Source organism: Enterovibrio sp. FF113 (genome assembly GCF_041439165.1).
In the GTDB taxonomy this organism is placed as follows: Bacteria; Pseudomonadota; Gammaproteobacteria; order Enterobacterales; family Vibrionaceae; genus Enterovibrio; species Enterovibrio norvegicus_A.
Map to the genome: position 1 here is coordinate 136,071 of NZ_JBGONO010000008.1, position 17,039 is coordinate 153,109.

General features: G+C 48.3%; 18 protein-coding genes. 14 read left to right on the forward strand and 4 right to left on the reverse strand.

From position 1 onward, the window contains the following. Positions 1-31 precede the first annotated feature (31 nt). Positions 32-325, reverse strand: coding sequence for a DUF6506 family protein (locus ACED36_RS08420; RefSeq protein WP_371733097.1), 294 nt, complete (start codon positions 323-325; stop codon positions 32-34). A 341-nt stretch (positions 326-666) separates the two neighbouring features. On the opposite strand from ACED36_RS08420, the gene ACED36_RS08425 reads away from it, so the two are divergent. From ACED36_RS08425 to ACED36_RS08440, 4 genes are all read left to right on the forward strand, one after another. Continuing rightward, entirely contained in the window at positions 667-825 is a 159-nt protein-coding gene (locus ACED36_RS08425) for a hypothetical protein (RefSeq protein WP_371733098.1), read from the forward strand. A 58-nt stretch (positions 826-883) separates the two neighbouring features. Next, the gene (locus tag ACED36_RS08430) at positions 884-1,330 is read left to right on the forward strand and encodes a GNAT family N-acetyltransferase (RefSeq protein WP_371733099.1); all 447 of its coding nucleotides are present in this window, start codon (positions 884-886) and stop codon (positions 1,328-1,330) included. A 360-nt stretch (positions 1,331-1,690) separates the two neighbouring features. Beyond that, positions 1,691-3,049, forward strand: a complete 1,359-nt coding sequence (locus ACED36_RS08435; RefSeq protein ID WP_371733100.1) for a hypothetical protein — start codon at positions 1,691-1,693, stop codon at positions 3,047-3,049. 403 nt (positions 3,050-3,452) lie between these two features. Further along, entirely contained in the window at positions 3,453-3,914 is a 462-nt protein-coding gene (locus tag ACED36_RS08440; protein ID WP_371733101.1) for an exoribonuclease R, read from the forward strand. A 20-nt stretch (positions 3,915-3,934) separates the two neighbouring features. Here the strand turns inward: ACED36_RS08440 and ACED36_RS08445 are convergent, their stop codons facing one another. From ACED36_RS08445 to ACED36_RS08455, 3 genes are read right to left on the reverse strand one after another with little or no spacing between them, the layout of a single operon-like run. Further along, positions 3,935-4,540 carry a hypothetical protein gene (locus ACED36_RS08445; protein WP_371733102.1) on the reverse strand — a complete coding sequence of 202 codons (606 nt, stop codon included), beginning with the start codon at positions 4,538-4,540 and terminating at the stop codon, positions 3,935-3,937. Further along, the gene (locus ACED36_RS08450; RefSeq protein WP_371733103.1) at positions 4,537-5,082 is read right to left on the reverse strand and encodes a sigma-70 family RNA polymerase sigma factor; all 546 of its coding nucleotides are present in this window, start codon (positions 5,080-5,082) and stop codon (positions 4,537-4,539) included. The genes ACED36_RS08445 and ACED36_RS08450 overlap by 4 nt, the downstream gene beginning before the upstream one ends. A gap of 19 nt (positions 5,083-5,101) precedes the next feature. Beyond that, on the reverse strand, positions 5,102-6,946 hold the full coding sequence (locus ACED36_RS08455; RefSeq protein ID WP_371733104.1) for a von Willebrand factor type A domain-containing protein: 1,845 nt from the start codon (positions 6,944-6,946) through the stop codon (positions 5,102-5,104). A gap of 209 nt (positions 6,947-7,155) precedes the next feature. Between ACED36_RS08455 and ACED36_RS08460 the strand changes: the two genes are divergently transcribed. The 10 genes from ACED36_RS08460 to ACED36_RS08505 all read left to right on the forward strand — a co-directional run bounded on the left by ACED36_RS08460 (position 7,156) and on the right by ACED36_RS08505 (position 17,039). Further along, a complete protein-coding gene (locus ACED36_RS08460) occupies positions 7,156-7,509 on the forward strand; it encodes a hypothetical protein (RefSeq protein ID WP_016959983.1) in 354 nt (117 codons plus the stop codon). 44 nt (positions 7,510-7,553) lie between these two features. Then, positions 7,554-7,976 carry a GNAT family N-acetyltransferase gene (locus ACED36_RS08465; RefSeq protein WP_016959984.1) on the forward strand — a complete coding sequence of 141 codons (423 nt, stop codon included), beginning with the start codon at positions 7,554-7,556 and terminating at the stop codon, positions 7,974-7,976. Between the two features lie 208 nt (positions 7,977-8,184). Then, positions 8,185-8,700 carry a transcription termination/antitermination NusG family protein gene (locus tag ACED36_RS08470; protein ID WP_241819103.1) on the forward strand — a complete coding sequence of 172 codons (516 nt, stop codon included), beginning with the start codon at positions 8,185-8,187 and terminating at the stop codon, positions 8,698-8,700. A gap of 254 nt (positions 8,701-8,954) precedes the next feature. Next, positions 8,955-9,611 carry an alpha/beta hydrolase gene (locus ACED36_RS08475; RefSeq protein WP_017006599.1) on the forward strand — a complete coding sequence of 219 codons (657 nt, stop codon included), beginning with the start codon at positions 8,955-8,957 and terminating at the stop codon, positions 9,609-9,611. A 209-nt stretch (positions 9,612-9,820) separates the two neighbouring features. Next, positions 9,821-10,294, forward strand: a complete 474-nt coding sequence (locus tag ACED36_RS08480; protein ID WP_016959987.1) for a 2TM domain-containing protein — start codon at positions 9,821-9,823, stop codon at positions 10,292-10,294. Between the two features lie 372 nt (positions 10,295-10,666). Further along, entirely contained in the window at positions 10,667-11,764 is a 1,098-nt protein-coding gene (locus ACED36_RS08485; RefSeq protein WP_016959988.1) for a substrate-binding domain-containing protein, read from the forward strand. A 35-nt stretch (positions 11,765-11,799) separates the two neighbouring features. Further along, positions 11,800-13,158 carry an ABC transporter substrate-binding protein gene (locus ACED36_RS08490; RefSeq protein ID WP_016959989.1) on the forward strand — a complete coding sequence of 453 codons (1,359 nt, stop codon included), beginning with the start codon at positions 11,800-11,802 and terminating at the stop codon, positions 13,156-13,158. Positions 13,159-13,233: 75 nt separating this feature from the next. Next, positions 13,234-14,496, forward strand: a complete 1,263-nt coding sequence (locus ACED36_RS08495; RefSeq protein ID WP_016959990.1) for a carbohydrate ABC transporter permease — start codon at positions 13,234-13,236, stop codon at positions 14,494-14,496. Beyond that, a complete protein-coding gene (locus ACED36_RS08500) occupies positions 14,493-15,737 on the forward strand; it encodes a carbohydrate ABC transporter permease (RefSeq protein WP_371733105.1) in 1,245 nt (414 codons plus the stop codon). Before ACED36_RS08495 ends, ACED36_RS08500 begins: the two co-directional genes overlap by 4 nt. A 54-nt stretch (positions 15,738-15,791) precedes the next feature. Beyond that, entirely contained in the window at positions 15,792-17,039 is a 1,248-nt protein-coding gene (locus tag ACED36_RS08505; protein ID WP_371733106.1) for a hypothetical protein, read from the forward strand.

Below are 17,039 nucleotides of genomic sequence, written 5' to 3' on the forward strand. Positions count from 1 at the left end.
CCCAGCGGATCACGTAAATAACACATCGGTTTTAGGCTTGCCCATCCAGTTTTTTCATTTCGCACTCTGAAAACGCCACAAACCCAATGGGGATGTCGCTGTCCAGCTTGGCAATTATCTTCTCAGCGCTCTCTTGAGCAAACCCACCGCAAAGCTCAACCACTTGAGCACCATTGGCAATGAGTTGTCTGGCGGCGTCAATGGCTTCTTCATCTGTACTCACGCCGAGAATTTCTGAGCGAAACAGAGGGGATTCAATCAAAGACTGATGCTGATCTTTCTGGTAATCCGGTGATTTGATAATGAAACCGTAGCGGGAAATCATAGGGCATCCTTGGTTGTGTTTATGGTCGCATTAAATGAGCTCGTTGCCGATATTTGACCGATAGGGTTTCCGCTATATCGGACTTTATGGTTTAGTTTAATGCATTAAAACGTCCGGATCGCTAAACCGACATTTATGGTGGGGAAGGGCACATAGGCGTGTCCGCAACTTCTTGTCATGTCAGTTTTAGCTGATGTTTATCACTTTAGTCATTTGGATAAATATGTATGTTGAAATGCCCCCACTGCAATGAAAGAACGATACCTTTTTCTAAAGCTCTGTTTACACGGACGATGCGTGCAAAGCGTTGTTCTCATTGTGATAAAGCTTGGCGTATTTCTATGTCGGCAGTCATTATTGCTAGTTTTGGTTCAGTCATTTCGATCCAAGTCGCCTTGAGTTTTGACTTCAATGTTTTGTTCGCTTTCGTGCTTGGCGCGTTAATCGCTGGTGGGACTTACTATTTTTGTCCACTTTCAAAAATTGAAGTGAGTGAGTAAGCCCTAATTATCCAATTAACTATCCGGTGTCAGTCGTCATATGAGCGAAGAGTGAATAATGATTATCGAAGAAACGGAAATCGCCGATTTAGCATCAGTCGTTGAGTTGGTTGGTCGTGTGGCTAATACAAATATCCTTCCACATTTTAGTGAAGAAGGGCGGGAGTTCTTTGCCACGAAAGTCCTGCCAGACGTAGAAACGACGTTTGATCGAACGTGCTTTCAGAGTGCGAAAATGACTGATAATGGAAAAGTGATCGGCTTTGGCGCGATCAGAGACAAAGACTATATAACGCATTTGTTCGTCGACAGTGATTATCAAGGAAGGGGTTTAGGTAAGCTACTTTTGCAGCACCTGTTAACGCTAGCGGATGCGGACGAAGTTCGTTTAAGGGCATCGGTTAATTCAGTCAGCTTTTACGCATCCCAAGGTTTCAACACCACCGACAGCGAAGCGGTATTTAATGGCATCAGGTTTGTGCCTATGTGTTGGGTAAGAACATAGTACCGATGAGTTTTTCAACGAATAGTGTCGAGGTGATGTTCCAACACACTTTTGCCCCTTTCCTTGCTAGTAACGCTCAACGCGACTAATCACAGTGATGTGATTCGACCTACTTTTTCTTATCTGTGTAATGTCTTAGGGGTAGCTATAGCCAATGGGATAATGCCTTATATTTCACTGGTTAATGTTCGGGAAGAATTAATGCTAGTTAAAACTCTCAGTGCTTGGCACTCTGTCGTAGACACTAACCTCGTCGAGTCAGATCATGGACTTTTATCTCTAGTGCAGGCTTCAACTCAATTACTTAGCACTCGAAACTAGATAGAATATAGAAGCCTTATCAACACGGATTTAGAAACGATGGGAAGCTACGCATACGACTACTTAAATGATTCATTGCTACTTGATAGTACACTCGTAACTAGGTTTTACAGCGGTCTGTCAGACGCTGTACTAGAACAGGAACTTATCAAGTATCGTGAATACTGCTTAAAGGTACTGCCCGAAATACGTGATGTAGTGAAATCTAACGGTGTAGTTAGTTGTTTGGCAACTGATACCCTGTCTCATACTTCTCATCTAAAACAGGCTGCACTGTATCTAGAAGAAGTTGTAGTTGAAGATCCAGTCTTTGAACTAACGGACTTTAGAACCCAAGCTACAGAAGCTCTGACGTCATTTATGGGCATGGCGTCAACCCCAAAAGTAGACCGCGAGAAACTAGCCAAAGCAGCGGTTCGACTGATTGAATTACGTCCGTTAGTAGCAGGTGGTTACGTCAAACTGTACCCAGTTACTTTTGAACTTGAAAAGGGTGCTGAAGTACCAGTGCTCCACTCAGATGTTGGATTTGAAGATTGCTTACCGCCAAACATCTTAAAACAGTACAAAGCTAGTGCAGATGTTCGAAGTGTTCAAAACGATAAAGGACGAATGCTTGTAATGCGAGATCTTTATCCATGTAGAAACATCAGCATTCATTTTCAAGGCATGGAAAGTGGCTTCGCTATGGGTTATGTATTAAACCCAACAAAATTTGAACCGACTGATGAAGAAAACGTATTCACCATCATTCAAAAGATGTCCTCTGTGCCACCCAGTAAAGCTGACTTTGAAGCTTGGGTAAATCAATCTGTAAATCAAACCGCACGAAATCACTTCATTGACCTAAGTAAGCGTATAGCATTATCTGAATACCTTGGCTGCATGTTTGGTACGGAACATCCATTTGAAAGCAATCTGCTTAACATGGATGTCGGTAGTACGGATATTCAAGCTAATACATTAAATTGTGCACTACAGATGGACGTGCCATTCTTGGAACAAGTGTCCTCTGCTGATTTGATGTCTATCCGAAACAACGACGGTGAAGCATTCCAGTCATTCCGTGCTGAATTAGAAAAAGGGCTGCGTGAAGCGAGGCATGAAACTAACCTGAATCGTGTGAAAGCAATTATCGAAGATACTCAACATGAACTATTCGAAGTACAGATGCGCCAGATCGCACCTCAAATTAAGCACATCAGAAATACCCATCTTGCTGAAGCAGCAATTGCCGTAGCGGGTTTAGGTTTTAGTGTCATGACCGGCGGGGCCAGTTTGATTGCTACTGGCATAGCAGGGCTTAGTGGAATGAAATCACATAGCGACTACAGATCAAAACTCACGGCTAATCCAAGTCATTTCTTGTGGAATGTAAAACAAAAAGCAAAAAAGTAGTTCGATTAGTTCGTGATTCGACAGAAAGCCCGCTGGATGCGGGCTATTTGTTGTGGGATTGCTTGCTGGGACTTGTAGGATCGGCTTCGTTCTCTCTATTGCTATCGAACCTGACAGTGGCTCTTTTCCTTTTTCCATACCTGTCGTAATTCATTAATAACTAATTTAGCAAAGGGGCTGACACGTTTCTGTCCATACTCGTGCTAGACCGAACAGTTCTAGCACTTTGTTGTCCCTAAATATCTCAATCCAATTACTCGCCTTGCTGTGCAGAACATGTAGAGCAAGCGTTGAGAAGGAGGGAGGATTAAGTGGCGGAGGACGCGCCAATAAAACCGTGGCAAATCACACTTCAGCATTTAGAATGCGGCAATTGAAATCTATAACGACTTAGAGTGACCTTATGCTTCGCGATTACACCTTTGACTGTCTCGTCACCATGCCACGCCATGAACTGGAAGAGTTTAGTGCTCGCATCATAAGCCGAATGGTGCCTGAAGACGTGATGAGTGAAATCTTCACGTTTGAGCAAGAAGAAATAGACAGCGAAGAGCGCCTGTTGTCTGCACGCCTTGATGCCATGCTACGTATGACAGCTATCGCACTGAGTGAAAATCAACAAGCCTTTGATGACTCAGACAATGCGAAGCAAAATAGTGAAAGGATGACACGATTAATCCTGTGGCATTTCTATGCAATATCGTTTCGATTGGAGCAAGCAATTTCCCTTGAAGCCCATTGTGAGCACGTTGAAGCAACACTGAAAAATGCACCTGTGGATGTATTTGGATGGGTTAACGCCCTGACAGAGCTTCTTCACACCTATGCCGACATCAGTGCGAAGCAAAACCCTCAAGGTGACTGAATAGCGCAGGGATAGCCCTATCACTCTCTGCTCTCTGCCGGCTCTTCCTCAAGCAATTGTTTAAGGTAATCAGGCAGCGAGCCATATAACGCTGGCTGTGCGTCCAGTTGTTGCTTTAACAATGCAATGGCTTTCTGTTTCTCGCCCTCTGCAAGCAAGCTTTCCACTTCTGCAAATGGATTGAGTTTGGCTTTGATGGCCGCGTTGGATTTTGCTTGCGGTGTGCGTTGGCTATCTATCGATTTAAAGGCGTCGGTTGGCTGGGATTTCAGCAGAGATCGCGCTTCCAACGGCGCAGTGTCGGCTTCTATTTCTATCTCAGCCTCTATCGTGGATTCCAGATCTAGGCTTTCTGCTTGCTGGAGGTTCTGCTTTGGTATTGGCGCTTCCATCAATTCAATATGAGCCGGTGATTGCAGGCTTTGGTCGACCCACTTCCACGGTGCGAGCAAGGCAATGAATCCGACCGTGGCGGCGACGCCTGCATACGTCCACCAAGGAACGGGTTTGCGAGTAGCGGATGTTGCATGGGCAAGAATACGATTATCCAAGGCATCACTTGGGGTTTCAGTCGCGCTTTCCTTGTACAGCGCGACGATGTCTTCATCTTTGAATGGCGCTGTCATTGGCGTTCTCCGAGTTTTTTCGTCAGGCACTCACGAAGTTGCTCCATCGCATAGCGAAGGCGTGTTTTCACGGCTTCGGCTTTTGCCCCCAAAATTTCGCAGATCTGTGCGGGTTCAAACCCCGCTTCGTGGCGCAGCAGAAAGGCTTCACGCTGCAAAGGTGCCAATAAGGCCATGCAGGCTTTGATGGCTTGCGGTTTATCGCCGTCCATGTCTGGCGTGTGCTTTTGTTCATCGCTCAGTGATTTGGCGTAAGCGTTAGACGACAGGTTTTTCCGGTGCTCATCAATCACCAAATTGTGGGCGATATGATAAAGCCAAGTGGTGAACTTAGCCGAGTGTGCGTAGCTTTCGCGCTTATCGATCACACGATACCAAACATCCTGATACAGCTCTTCTGCGCGGGCATGCTGGCTCGCGCCCAGTTGTCTGACGAAGTAGCGATATAACGGATTCTTATGGCGTTGATACAGTTCAGCAAAGGCGCGTTGTTCGCCCTTGCTGAAACTCACCATCAGTTGTTCGTCAGTTAGACTGTTCATTAAAGGCTTTGATTGTCCATTACAGGCTCTGAGCTATCTCCACTAAGCTTACAAATTCACCACGATAGTTGTGCGGATCGTCGCCTCGGTTTTCCCGCGCGATATCAGCAATTTGACTGTAGGCTAAACCATCCACGTAGTGATTGTCTTTGAGTTTCTGCGCAAAGGCAGCAACGGCGGTGGCAAACTGAAAGTCGGTACTTGCTTCTGTGAACTGGCGTTTGTCTTTGTTGTTATTCACCAATTGGGTGGTGAGCTTGCTTTGTTCTTCGCCCGGCAGTTTGTATCGGACTTTGACTTGCGCCAGTTCGTCACCAAAGCCGGCTTTGCCAGATGTATTGACCTGATAACGGAGATCGTCAATGCGGCCTTGGTCGCCAACGAGCTTGCTTTGTTCTTCGCCCGGCAGTTTGTATCGGACTTTGACTTGCGCCAGTTCGTCACCAAAGCCGGCTTTGCCAGATGTATTGACCTGATAACGGAGATCGTCAATGCGGCCTTGGTCGCCAACGAGTGTCACCTCATAAAGCGCGGTGACAGTATGGCCTGCACCAATCTCTCCGGCATCAACCTTGTCGTTGTTAAAATCTTCATCGCGTAGTTTGCGGTTTTGATAGCCGATCAAACGGTATTCTTTGACGGTGTTAGGGTTAAATTCGACTTGAATTTTCACGTCTGATGCAATGCTTTGCAGTGTGCCGCTCATCTGACGCAATAGCACTTTCTGTGCTTCATGCAGGGTATCGATATAGGCATGGTTGCCGTCACCGATATTGGCCAGTTGCTCCATCATGGCGTCGTTGTAGTTTCCGCGTCCAAATCCAATCGTGGTCAGAGAAATGCCGTTTTCACGTTCCTCTTCCACCAAATCTTTCAGTGCATCCAGGCTGGTGACGCCGACGTTGAAATCACCATCGGTCGCCAAAATCACGCGATTAACCCCGTCTTTGATAAAGCCATTCTTTGCTTGTTGATAGGCGAGCCTAATGCCACTTTCACCATATGTGCCACCATCTGCTTGCAGGCTTTTCAGGGCGTTGATGATGGCTTGTTGATCATCACCTTGCGTTGGTTCAAGCACCACGGACGCGTTGCCGGCGTATGTCACCAGACTGACTTTGTCGTCGCTGCCGAGGTTCTTCACCATCAGAGAAAGGCTTTGCACTAGCAGGGGCAGTTTGTTGAGTTCGTTCATTGAGCCGGAGACATCAACCAGAAACACGAGATTTGAGGGTTTTCGCTCGTTGATAGGAATGTCATAGCCTTTGAGTGCAATACGCAAGAGTTGACGTTCAGCATTCCATGGCGCTGATGCCAGCTCTGTGTTGACTGAAAACGGTTGAACCTTGCTGGACGGCGCAGGGTAGTTGTAGTCAAAGTAGTTGATGAAAGCTTCTTCGCGAATGGCATCCGCGGGTGGCGTATTTCCCATCTTGAGGTAGCTGCGCACATTGGCGTAGCTGCCGGTGTCGACATCGACTGAAAAGGTCGATAACGGGGTAGTCGCGACCAAATGAGTGCTATTGCTCGGGGTGTCGAGATACTTATCGCGATTTTCTGGCTCGAAGAATGGATCGGCAAGGTAAGGGGCAGGGTTTGGCATCGACATCACCGCCAACTGTTTATGCGCAGCACGGTGATAGGCGATTTTTGCTGTTGGAGAAGATGGCATGACTTGAATGGCATCGGCTTCTACTTCTACTGCTTTCACTCCCACTTCCACTCGCGACACCAAGACTTCTTCCTGAATGGCAGGGGTGGGCGTTTCTTTAGCGTTTGGTGTGTTGTCATTGATAGATTCTGAGCAGCCAATGATAACCGTGAGTGCTGCTGCAACAGCAATAGAGACTTGATTACGCTTCATATCCCGATCCTTTTTATCGTGGGTTTTTCGATATAAACGGGCGAGTCTCTGAAAGGGGTGAAATATTTTCTCACTTTTTTGTGTGAGTACTGCGGGGCTGTTCTGCGCATTAGGCACTGCTGCCCTTGTAGCGTTCTGGTATTATCTGGGCGAGCAGAAAACCCGTGTTGTTGTTTTCTGCCTTTTTGCGTTTGAAGGAGAACGAATTCATGGATCTGAAAGGTCTGGAAAAATACTTGGCGTTAAACCGCATTGATTATAAAGAAGCGACGGATAACGACGGTTTGCTGATAAACCTCGGCTTTCTTGTTGGCCGTGTCCACGTTAAGTACGACGAAGAAAGTAAAACGTTCAACTTCAATGACAAATCGCGTTGGATCATTCAGGTTGTTCTGATGGCATTGATGCTGTTCTTCCTGATCTCAAACTTCAATGTGTACACGCAAGTTCAGCTTTATACCTGTGTGGGCGTCACCATCGCGATGTTTGGTATTTTTGGCTATAAAGAAACGCGCATTAAACAGTTGAAGCAGGCCATTGCCGAAGAGCACCAGAGCGCTTAGCGGGATTGTCTTCCAAGCTTTCGCTTTTCGCACAAGGAGGTGTGATGAATTATCAGATTGTAGTCGACCCCAGCAAGCTAGATATTGATGATGTGCTTGTTGGACTTCGCGCCTTCAACGACCCGTTTGTTGATCATATAAAAGAAACACACATCGGCATGTATGCGGTTGATGATAAGGGCGTTCGCGTTGGCGGTATTGTTTCTCGCCTATGGGGGAATTGGATGTACATTCGTTTTCTCTGGGTCGAGCCATCATTGAGCGGCAAAGGGATTGGTCAGACACTGATGGAAAAAATGGAAGCCTATGCGATTGAACAAGGCTGTCATTCTTCTATGGTTGATACCTTCAGTTTTCAAGCAAAACCTTTTTATGAAAAGTTAGGATACGAGTGCAAAATGTCGCTCGACGAATACCCCATAGAGCATCAATTGCACTTCCTGACTAAACATTTCACCAAGGATTGATGTGACACCAATCCTATCCACACACCTGCTTTAGGAAACCATCTCTCATCATTGCTTTTTTTCGCTTCTCTGTAAGGGGCTGAAGCGATATTATCGCTCCGGAAAATCGGCATCCGCCGTGTAAGTGTTTGATTGTTCCATCCTCATTGCCTTAAATGCCAACCTTGTATTTTTCTTGTTGGCACTCGCCCAAATAGGAGATCGCGAATTGCATTACTATCGCTGGTATGCAGTTTATACCCACGCCAATTCTGAGAGCATGTTGTTCGAACATTTGTTGGCCAAAGGGTATGACGTTTATCTGCCGCGTCGGGCTATTAGACAAATGATTGGCTTTAAAACCAAGACGACGTATGAGCCATTGTTTAAATCTCATGTGTTCGTGCGCACCCTGCCTGAAGGATTGGCTCAGGTGAAGGAAGCGCCAGGTTTCTCTCATATGATCAGAAATGGTCATTACCTCGCCGCGATCCCTGAAACGCACATTGTGAAAATCAAAACCATTCTTCATCACTATGATGAATCGACATCAATCGCCAACAATCTTGTCGAGGGTGTCACGGTTGCCGTTATCAACGGCCCGCTAAAGGGGCTCACGGGTTTGCTGGTTGACGGTGAAGGTGAGCGTCCGGTCGCGATGGAAGTGGGACAGCTTGACCGTTCAATTATGGTAAATGTTCCGATGGCGACTGTTTTTCGCACTGAAATGCCGACACCCGCTTAAGCCTGTCACGCATTCGCACGTGAAGTCATTTACGTGCGATATGGGTCATCGTTTTCAATCTTCAATCTTCAATTCTCAATCTTCTACCTCTACCTCTACCTCTACCTCTACCTCTACCTCTGCCTGCCTGTTCCAACATCTTGGTGATTGAAAATGAGCGCAGTGTTTAACGGTAACGGCCAGTCGCCATTTGGAATGCTTCGCTGTATCGTTATGTCTACCAGGCATAACGATATCTATATGGACAGACAACAATGCTTAAATGTGTAGAAGTGGAACCCCAAGTCGCCGCCACGGCTAGCGTGATTTGGTTACATGGTCTTGGGTCAAATGGTCATGATTTTGAAGCTATCCTACCCGAACTGCGTTTACCGGCGTCTGCACCGGTGCGATTTATCTTTCCGCATTCACCCTCCCTTGCTGTCACCGTCAATGGCGGTATGGTCATGCCAGCGTGGTATGACATTTTAGAGATGGGGGCGGGGCGTAAACTCAATACGGAACAACTGTTGGCATCTGCAAAAAGCGTCACTGATTTGGTTGAGCGAGAAATGGCACGTGGCATTGCCTCAGAGCGCATTATTCTGGCAGGCTTTTCTCAAGGCGGCGCTGTCGCGTATCAAGCGGCGCTGAGCTTTCCCCATCCACTGGCAGGTTTGCTCACGTTATCAACCTATTTTCCGACCTCCGACACTATTGAGTATTCAGCAGTAAATCGTGCGCTTCCGATAGAAATCATGCATGGCAGTTTCGATCCTGTGGTATTGCCGGCAATGGGAGAAGAAGCACGAGACGACTTGCTCGCTGCGGGCTTTACGCCAAATTGGTCGACGTATCCCATGGAACATCAAGTCTGTATGGCGCAGATAAAAGATATTGCAGCGTGGCTGTCGGTGCGTTTGGGTGTGTAATTTCATGGCACCTATCCGGGCTATTTCGTTACATTCGTCGTGCCGTCGGTTTTCTGTCGCATTGCTGGCGGGCTAAGTTGATGCCCGTGATATACAGTACTAAACCTATGTTTTTAAACAACTGTCAGGTAAGTGTCACGACGGTGTCGTAGCCAGTGTTCTCCGGTTTTTTGTAGATTGAAAGGGCACACAGCAGAAAGGATTCAATAATGATTGTCAGAAAACTCAGGTTACAGCGCGGTTGGTCTCAAGAGCAGCTTTCAGAGATGAGCGGGCTCAGCGTTCGCACTATTCAACGTATCGAACGTGGAGACAAACCGGGATTGGAATCACTGAAATCTTTGGCTGCTGTATTTGAACTTCAAGTATCAGACCTTCAAAAAGAGCCGGAGCCAGAGATGACAGCAGACATTAAAATTACCGAAGAAGAAACGCGTGTTCTCAACCAAGTGCGCGAAATCAAGGGATTCTACTCACACCTTGTCAGTTACGTGTTGGTTATTACGGGATTGTTCATTTTGAACTTTATGATCAGCCCTGATTATATTTGGGCATGGTGGCCAGCCATGGGGTGGGGGATTGGCATTGTTTCCCACGGTCTTAGCGCCTTTGAAGTGCTGAACCTTTTTGGCCCAGAATGGGAAAAGAAACAGGTTGAGAAAAGGCTAGGGCGTAAACTGTAGTAAGTTGGTTATTAACGCGCTAACGCCCGCTATCTAGCAGACAGCATCGCTCAAAATATTCATTGAAAGACCAGCAAGCAAGTTGGTCTTTTTTCGTTTAGGCAGAAGAGGGAGATGGCTTTCGCCGTCACGACCTGCCATTTCACATCAGGAATGATGAGTTTTCCCATGTCCAATTGTGGTGTTCAACGCGTGACCTGCTGACGATACCATCTGCTACTTTCAAACCCGTTATCAAATCTTGCCATACTCTCTACTCACAACATCTCCCTTTATTGGTGCATTTTTTCTCGATATTGACACATTAATTATTTGCCGAAACCGGTTTCGTTAAATAGTTTTTAAATTAACGATACAAACTATGAGTGATTTATGGTTTTCAGTTCTCGCTCGGCCAATGTGGCAAAAGCACAACGAAACAGACGACCGACCATTAATGATCTCGCGTGTGCTCTTGGCCTGAGTAAAGGCACGGTATCGCGTGCCCTCAATGACTATCCTGATATTTCACCCATAACCAAACAACGTGTGAGAGCAAAGGCTGAGGAAATGGGGTATCGCGCATTGAGCTACGCACAAGCGATCAAAACAGGACAAGTTAGGGCGATTGGGCTGGTGTTGAATTTAGGCAACGACAACGCGCACCGTCCCTTTTTGACCAATTTCATTGATGGGATCAGCCGAGCAGTGAGCCGCGAAAACTGGACGTTAACCGTTGCGACCGCCAACAGTGAAGACGATGAACTGGCTACGCTGACGCGTTTGATTGCCGAGCACAAAGTTGATGGGTTCATTTTGCCGAGAAGTCGCGTTGAAGATCCTCGTGTTCAGTTACTCACAGACGCCAAGGTGCCGTTCGTGATTTTTGGCCGAATCCCCGACATAACTGGTGTCAGCTACTTCGATATTCGAGGTGAGTCAGCCATGTGCGAATCAGTGAAATTACTGGCGAAACAAGGCCACAGACGCATTGCGTTTGTTAACGGTGGTCAGCAATACAATTACAGCCGCCTTCGTGAAAATGGCTATCGACAGGGGGTCACAAGTGTTGGCTTTGAGATTGACGAATCGCTGATTGTGTCTGGAGGCATCACGAAAGCCGCTGGTCATCGATTGGGTTCAGCTCTGCTCAATTTGCCTTTTCCCCCGACAGCGATTGTTTGCGCGTTAGATATTGCTGCGCTAGGTGTGTACCGAGCAGCAGCAGAAAAAGGGCTAGACATCGGTTCAGAATTGGCCGTGATCGGTTACGACGGATTACCGGAAAGTGAGTTTTCATCACCCCCTTTGACGACGTTTTCTGTGGATATGCGTTACTCCGGAGAGCAACTTGCGACCTTGTTGCTGCGCCAAATCAGTGGCGAAAAACCGGAAGCGTTACGAGAGCTTGTTGATGCCCAACTGATACAACGCCGTTCTCATTGTCATCATGATCATCGTGATGAAGAGAGCGGTAGCAGCAATGTGTAGTAAGTGTGATTGATGCGCACCATAAGGAGAAAACCATGAACAATCAGCAAGCAGGTAAGCGACGTTGGCTAGCGGGTATCGTGTTGACCGCGTTGTTTGGCGCTTCATCGGTGTCTGCCGAGACGTTGAGATTCTGGACCACGGAAGAACAGCCTGAGCGTCTTGAGCGACAAAAAGAGATGGCGCAGGATTTTGAAAAACTGTCAGGTACCAAGGTAGAAGTGATCCCTGTGACCGAGAGCGATCTTGGAACGCGAGCAACGGCCGCGTTTTCAGCAGGCGATTTACCTGACGTGATTTATCACCCACTGCAATACACCTTGCCCTGGAGTGAAGCTGGCATTTTGGACGCCGATGCCGCCACGGAAGTCATTGAAGAATTGGGTGGCGATACCTTTGCGCCTGGTGCGTTGCAAATGGCCACAGTGCCTGATGGCTACGCGGCTATACCCGTCGATGGCTGGACGCAAATGATCGTTTACCGCAAAGATTTGTTCGACGAGAAGAAATTGGCGGCTCCTGATTCGTTCGCGAATGTGGTTGCGGCGCTGAAAGCACTTCACAACCCGCCTGAAATGTTCGGCTTTGTCGCCGCTACCAAAGTGGATGAAAACTTCATGAGCCAAGTGCTTGAGCATGTTTTCCTCGCGAACGGTGTTTCTCCTGTCAACAAAGATGGCATTCAAATGCTGGATAAGAAAAAGACCACAGAAGTGCTCGATTTCTACAAAGCAATTGCCAATGCATCGCCAGATGGCGAGTTGTATTGGAAGCAATCTCGCGAGCTTTATTTTGCAGGCAAGGCAGCCATGATCATTTGGTCCCCCTTCATTCTTGATGAGCTAGCAGGCCTGCGAGACAGTGCGCCACCAACGATTAACAGCGATCCAACCAGCCGTGAACTGGCATCAAAAACCGGTATCGTGACACGCTTTTCAGGCCCGTCTAATCCTGAAGGCGCGGCATGGGGTGATGTGCGTTACTTCGGTATCACGACAGATGCTGACATTGATAACGCCATGGCCTTTGTGCGCTATTCAATGAGTGATGGCTACACCAATACCTTGGCGATTGCGCCAGAAGGCAAATTCCCGGTTCGCCGTGGCGACGAAACTAACCCTACTCTTTATACCGAAGCATGGTCGAAATTGCCTGTTGGCGTCGATCGCAAAGCACCACTTTCTGAGCTGTACGAAGCTGAAATGATTGAAGAGATAGTGAATGGCTTGAACAACGCGCAACGTTGGGGTGTCGCAGAGGGGCAATTAGCGCTGGCGTCTCGTGTGATTAACAGCCATTCCATCAACCGACTGGTACGCGAATACATCGACGGTAAGCGTGATGCTTCATCCACTGTCGATGCCATGAACAAGGCGTTAGCCGAAATCCAATAATGTCACTTTCACATTCACCTTCATAGGAGCGGATTCTTCCGCTCCTGATGGGCAGATATTATCCAAGGAATTGGGATGAGCGAACAAATCAATACGATCAAGCCTGAACCGCCCAAGGGGGTGGGGCCGCTGCAACGGCGTGAAACCCGTTTAGCGTGGGGGCTGTTATCACCCACTTTAATCTCAGTGGCCTTGGTTGTGCTGCTGCCATTACTGACCATTTTTTGGATCAGTGTAAAACCGATACAGCTCGCTGATCTGCGTCCGGTTGAACCGAATGTTTACGAGCGTTTTCGCGGTAAAGCAACCGCGGTCGGCGATGAGATTAAGATTGAATATCGCCTCACCAACCGCTCACGAGAAAAGCCAATTGACAATGTCACACTGAAAGACGTGTTGCCAGAAGGGTTAGCGGTTCAGTCTGTGCCAGAGAATTGTACGCTCAGTGCACGTGAACTGAATTGTGATCTGGGTAATTGGACGCCGGGTTACAAAGAGAGATTCCAGATCCCCGTCGTGGTGGAAGAAGCCTATCTTGCCAACCCTGTTGGGATGCGTGATTACCCAGCCGAAATGACGGGGGTGAGCAGCTCAGACTTATTCAACGCCAATTTTACGCTGGATAACTTCGTCAAAGTGTTTGATAGCGAAGAATTTGCTGAAGTGCTGTGGGTGACCATTTTTTACACCGTGTTTGGCACCATAGGCGCGCTTGTTGTGGGCATGATGGCGGCGTTGTTGTTGAACAAAACCTTTAAAGGCCAAGGTATTATTCGCGGCTTAATGCTGTTCCCGTATGTCGCACCCGTGATAGCGGTGGCGTTTACTTGGGTGACTTTGTTTGATCCCTTTTCGGGTTCCGCCAATGCGCTGTTGATTCAGATGGGAGCGATCAGTGCGCCGATCAATTTCTTCGGTGAAAAGCCCCTCGCGCTGATTAGCGTCACCGTGTTTGAGATTTGGCGTTACTTCCCCCTTTCTTTCTTGTTCATTTTGGCGCGAATGCAATCCATTGACGCCGATATGTATGAAGCCGCACGTATGGATGGCGCATCACCGTTCCAACAGTTTTGGTATCTGTCTATTCCGCAACTACTGGGCATTCTGTCGGTGCTTTTCTTGTTGCGCTTTATTTGGACCTTCAACAAATTTGACGACATTTTCCTGCTCACTGGCGGTAATGCAGGCACACGTACTCTTACCGTGAACGTGTATGAGCAAGCTTTTGCCTTGTCGAATATTGGCGCGGGCGCAGCGGTTGCTGTGGTGATCTTCGCGTGCTTGTTGATTTTCTCGTTCTTGTTTTTCCGTTATGTCAGCAGGGAGGAGGGGTTATGAGAACCGTTACCGAACACATTTGGTATCGCCAATCTGATTTCGTAAGCGCGATGATTGGCGCTGCGTGGGGCGCGAGTTCAGCCGTTACGGTTACTGTTGCTCTTGCACTGATGACAGGCGCAGCCGTCGCACCCGTGATGATGGCTTCGCTCATCGCTGGGGCCGTTGCGGCAGTGTATATACTGCGAATGCAGCATCGCCTTGAAGGAACGGCGTTGGTGGTCAGTGGCACGACAGTGTTCTTGCTACTGTTTCTGGTCATGACAGGGTTAGAGCCGTTTTCTCTGCCATTGGAAGTGCATACTTTGTCCCAAGCGGTCGCTTTTGTGGTTATGGCACTGTTCACCGTTTGGCCGCTATCACGCATGTTGGTTGATGCGCCACAAGGGTGGCTGGACCGCCATGAGTTTGAAGGCGCGATCATCAATTTCCTTTACTGGTTTGGCTACTTGTTCTTCATCATTATTGTGGCAGTGCCGTTTTATGTGATGGTGATGACTAGCCTCAAAAGTCAGCAAGCCTTGCTCGCTAATCCGCTTGATTTCAGTCTCGACCTCGACAAAGGGTTTGGCTTGTTTCGTTCCTACACCGAATTGTTCGAGCAGTTTAACTTCGGTGAATATCTGCTGACGTCCTTTGGCGTTTCCGTCGCGACGGTGATTGTTACTTTGTTGTTCAGTGTACCGGGCGCGTATGCCGTCGCACGTTTACGTTTTCGCGGACAAGCGGCAATGTCCCGTTCCATTTTGCTGATTTATATGGTGCCAATGATCGTACTGGCGCTGCCGATTTACATCGGATTCAGCATGCTTGGCCTGCGCAATTCGCTGTTTGGCATTTTGCTTATCTACCCTGTGACCACCATCCCTGTTGCGCTTTATATGCTGCAAGGTTACTTCCGTGGCTTGCCAGCCGAAGTGGAAGAAGCGGGGCTGATGGATGGGCTCTCTCGGTTGAAAGTAATTTGGAAGATCACCTTACCGCTTAGCCTGCCTGCCATGGCCTCGGTGTCGCTTTACGTGTTCATGATTGCGTGGAACGAGTTCCTGCTCGCTTTCATGTTGTTGGACGATCCGTCGAAATTCACCCTGACTCGCGGCGTCGCCATGCTCAATAGCTCCGAGATCCCAAGGCAGCACTTAATGGCTGGGGCCGTGATTGCCACTGTGCCCATCATGCTAATTTTCCTTGGGCTTGAACGCTTTATGGTGAAAGGCCTGACTGCCGGATCGGTGAAGTAGCGGCGTGGATGAACAAATGAAAAATGCAGAGACGAACTGTTTAGGGAAGCGATGATGGAAAAGTTAGATCAACAAGCTATCGATATATTGAAAGACAATGATCGTGGCGGATACACAGTGCCAACAGCGGGGCTTTACCCGTATCAGTGGAACTGGGACAGTGCTTTTGCAGCATTGGGTTTTTCCACCTTCGATCTGCCGCGCGCATGGCAGGAAATCGAAACGCTATTCACCGCGCAATGGGACAACGGCATGGTGCCGCACATTGTGTTCCATCAGCCCGATGAAGGCTACTTCCCCGGCCCCGATGTGTGGCAGGGAAAAGGGCCGATTGCCTCATCGGGGATCAGTCAGCCGCCGTTGGTGGCGACCTTCGCAAGAAGAATCTACCAGCGCGATACCGTCTTGGGTGAAGAGAAACTCAGAAAACTCTATCCTGCATTGGTGAAATGGCACCGTTGGTACATGGACTGTCGTGGTGAGTCTGGCGCGATTGCGAGCACGCACCCGTGGGAAAGTGGCCGAGACAATGCACCGGATTGGGATGAAGCCTCAGAAGCGATTGATACCTCCGCTGTCGGTGAGTACAAACGTCGTGATACGTCACACGTCGATGCTTCCATGCGCCCGACCAAGCTTGATTACGATCGCTATCTTGCGCTGCTGTATTTTGGGCGAGACTCGGGCTGGGATGAGGAAGAAATTGCCAAGAATGGGCCACTGCGTGTCGCAGACCCTACCCTGACATTCACATTGCTTCGCGGTCATCGTGATCTGGCCGAAATAGGCAAAATGCTCGGTGAAGATGTCAGTGAAGTGGAAGCATGGATTACAACGCTAGAACAAGGCTGCATGCAGCTTTGGAACGAAGAAATGAAAGCGTTCGACAGTGTCAATCTTCGCAATGGTAAGTTCGCAGGCAGTTTGTCGAATGCCTCCTTTCTTTGCTGGTTTGCAGGTATTGAAAGCCCCGGCATGGTTGAACACCTCGAGCGTTTGTTGGCGAGCGGACATTACATTGTGCCGAGCTATGACCCCGCGGGTGATAAATACGATGCTATGCGTTACTGGCGCGGCCCTGTTTGGGGGTTCATGAACGCATTGATTGGCTGGGGGCTGGAAGATCAAGGCCATGTCGTCTTGGCGCGTGCGGTGCGACAACAAACCGCAGGGCTGATATCGAATTTTGGATTTGCAGAATATTTCAACGCAGACGATGGAACACCGGCGGGCGGTGGTCATTTCACATGGACCGCATCAGTGTGGTTGTCATGGTCGTTGTCAGATATAGCAGGAGGCTAG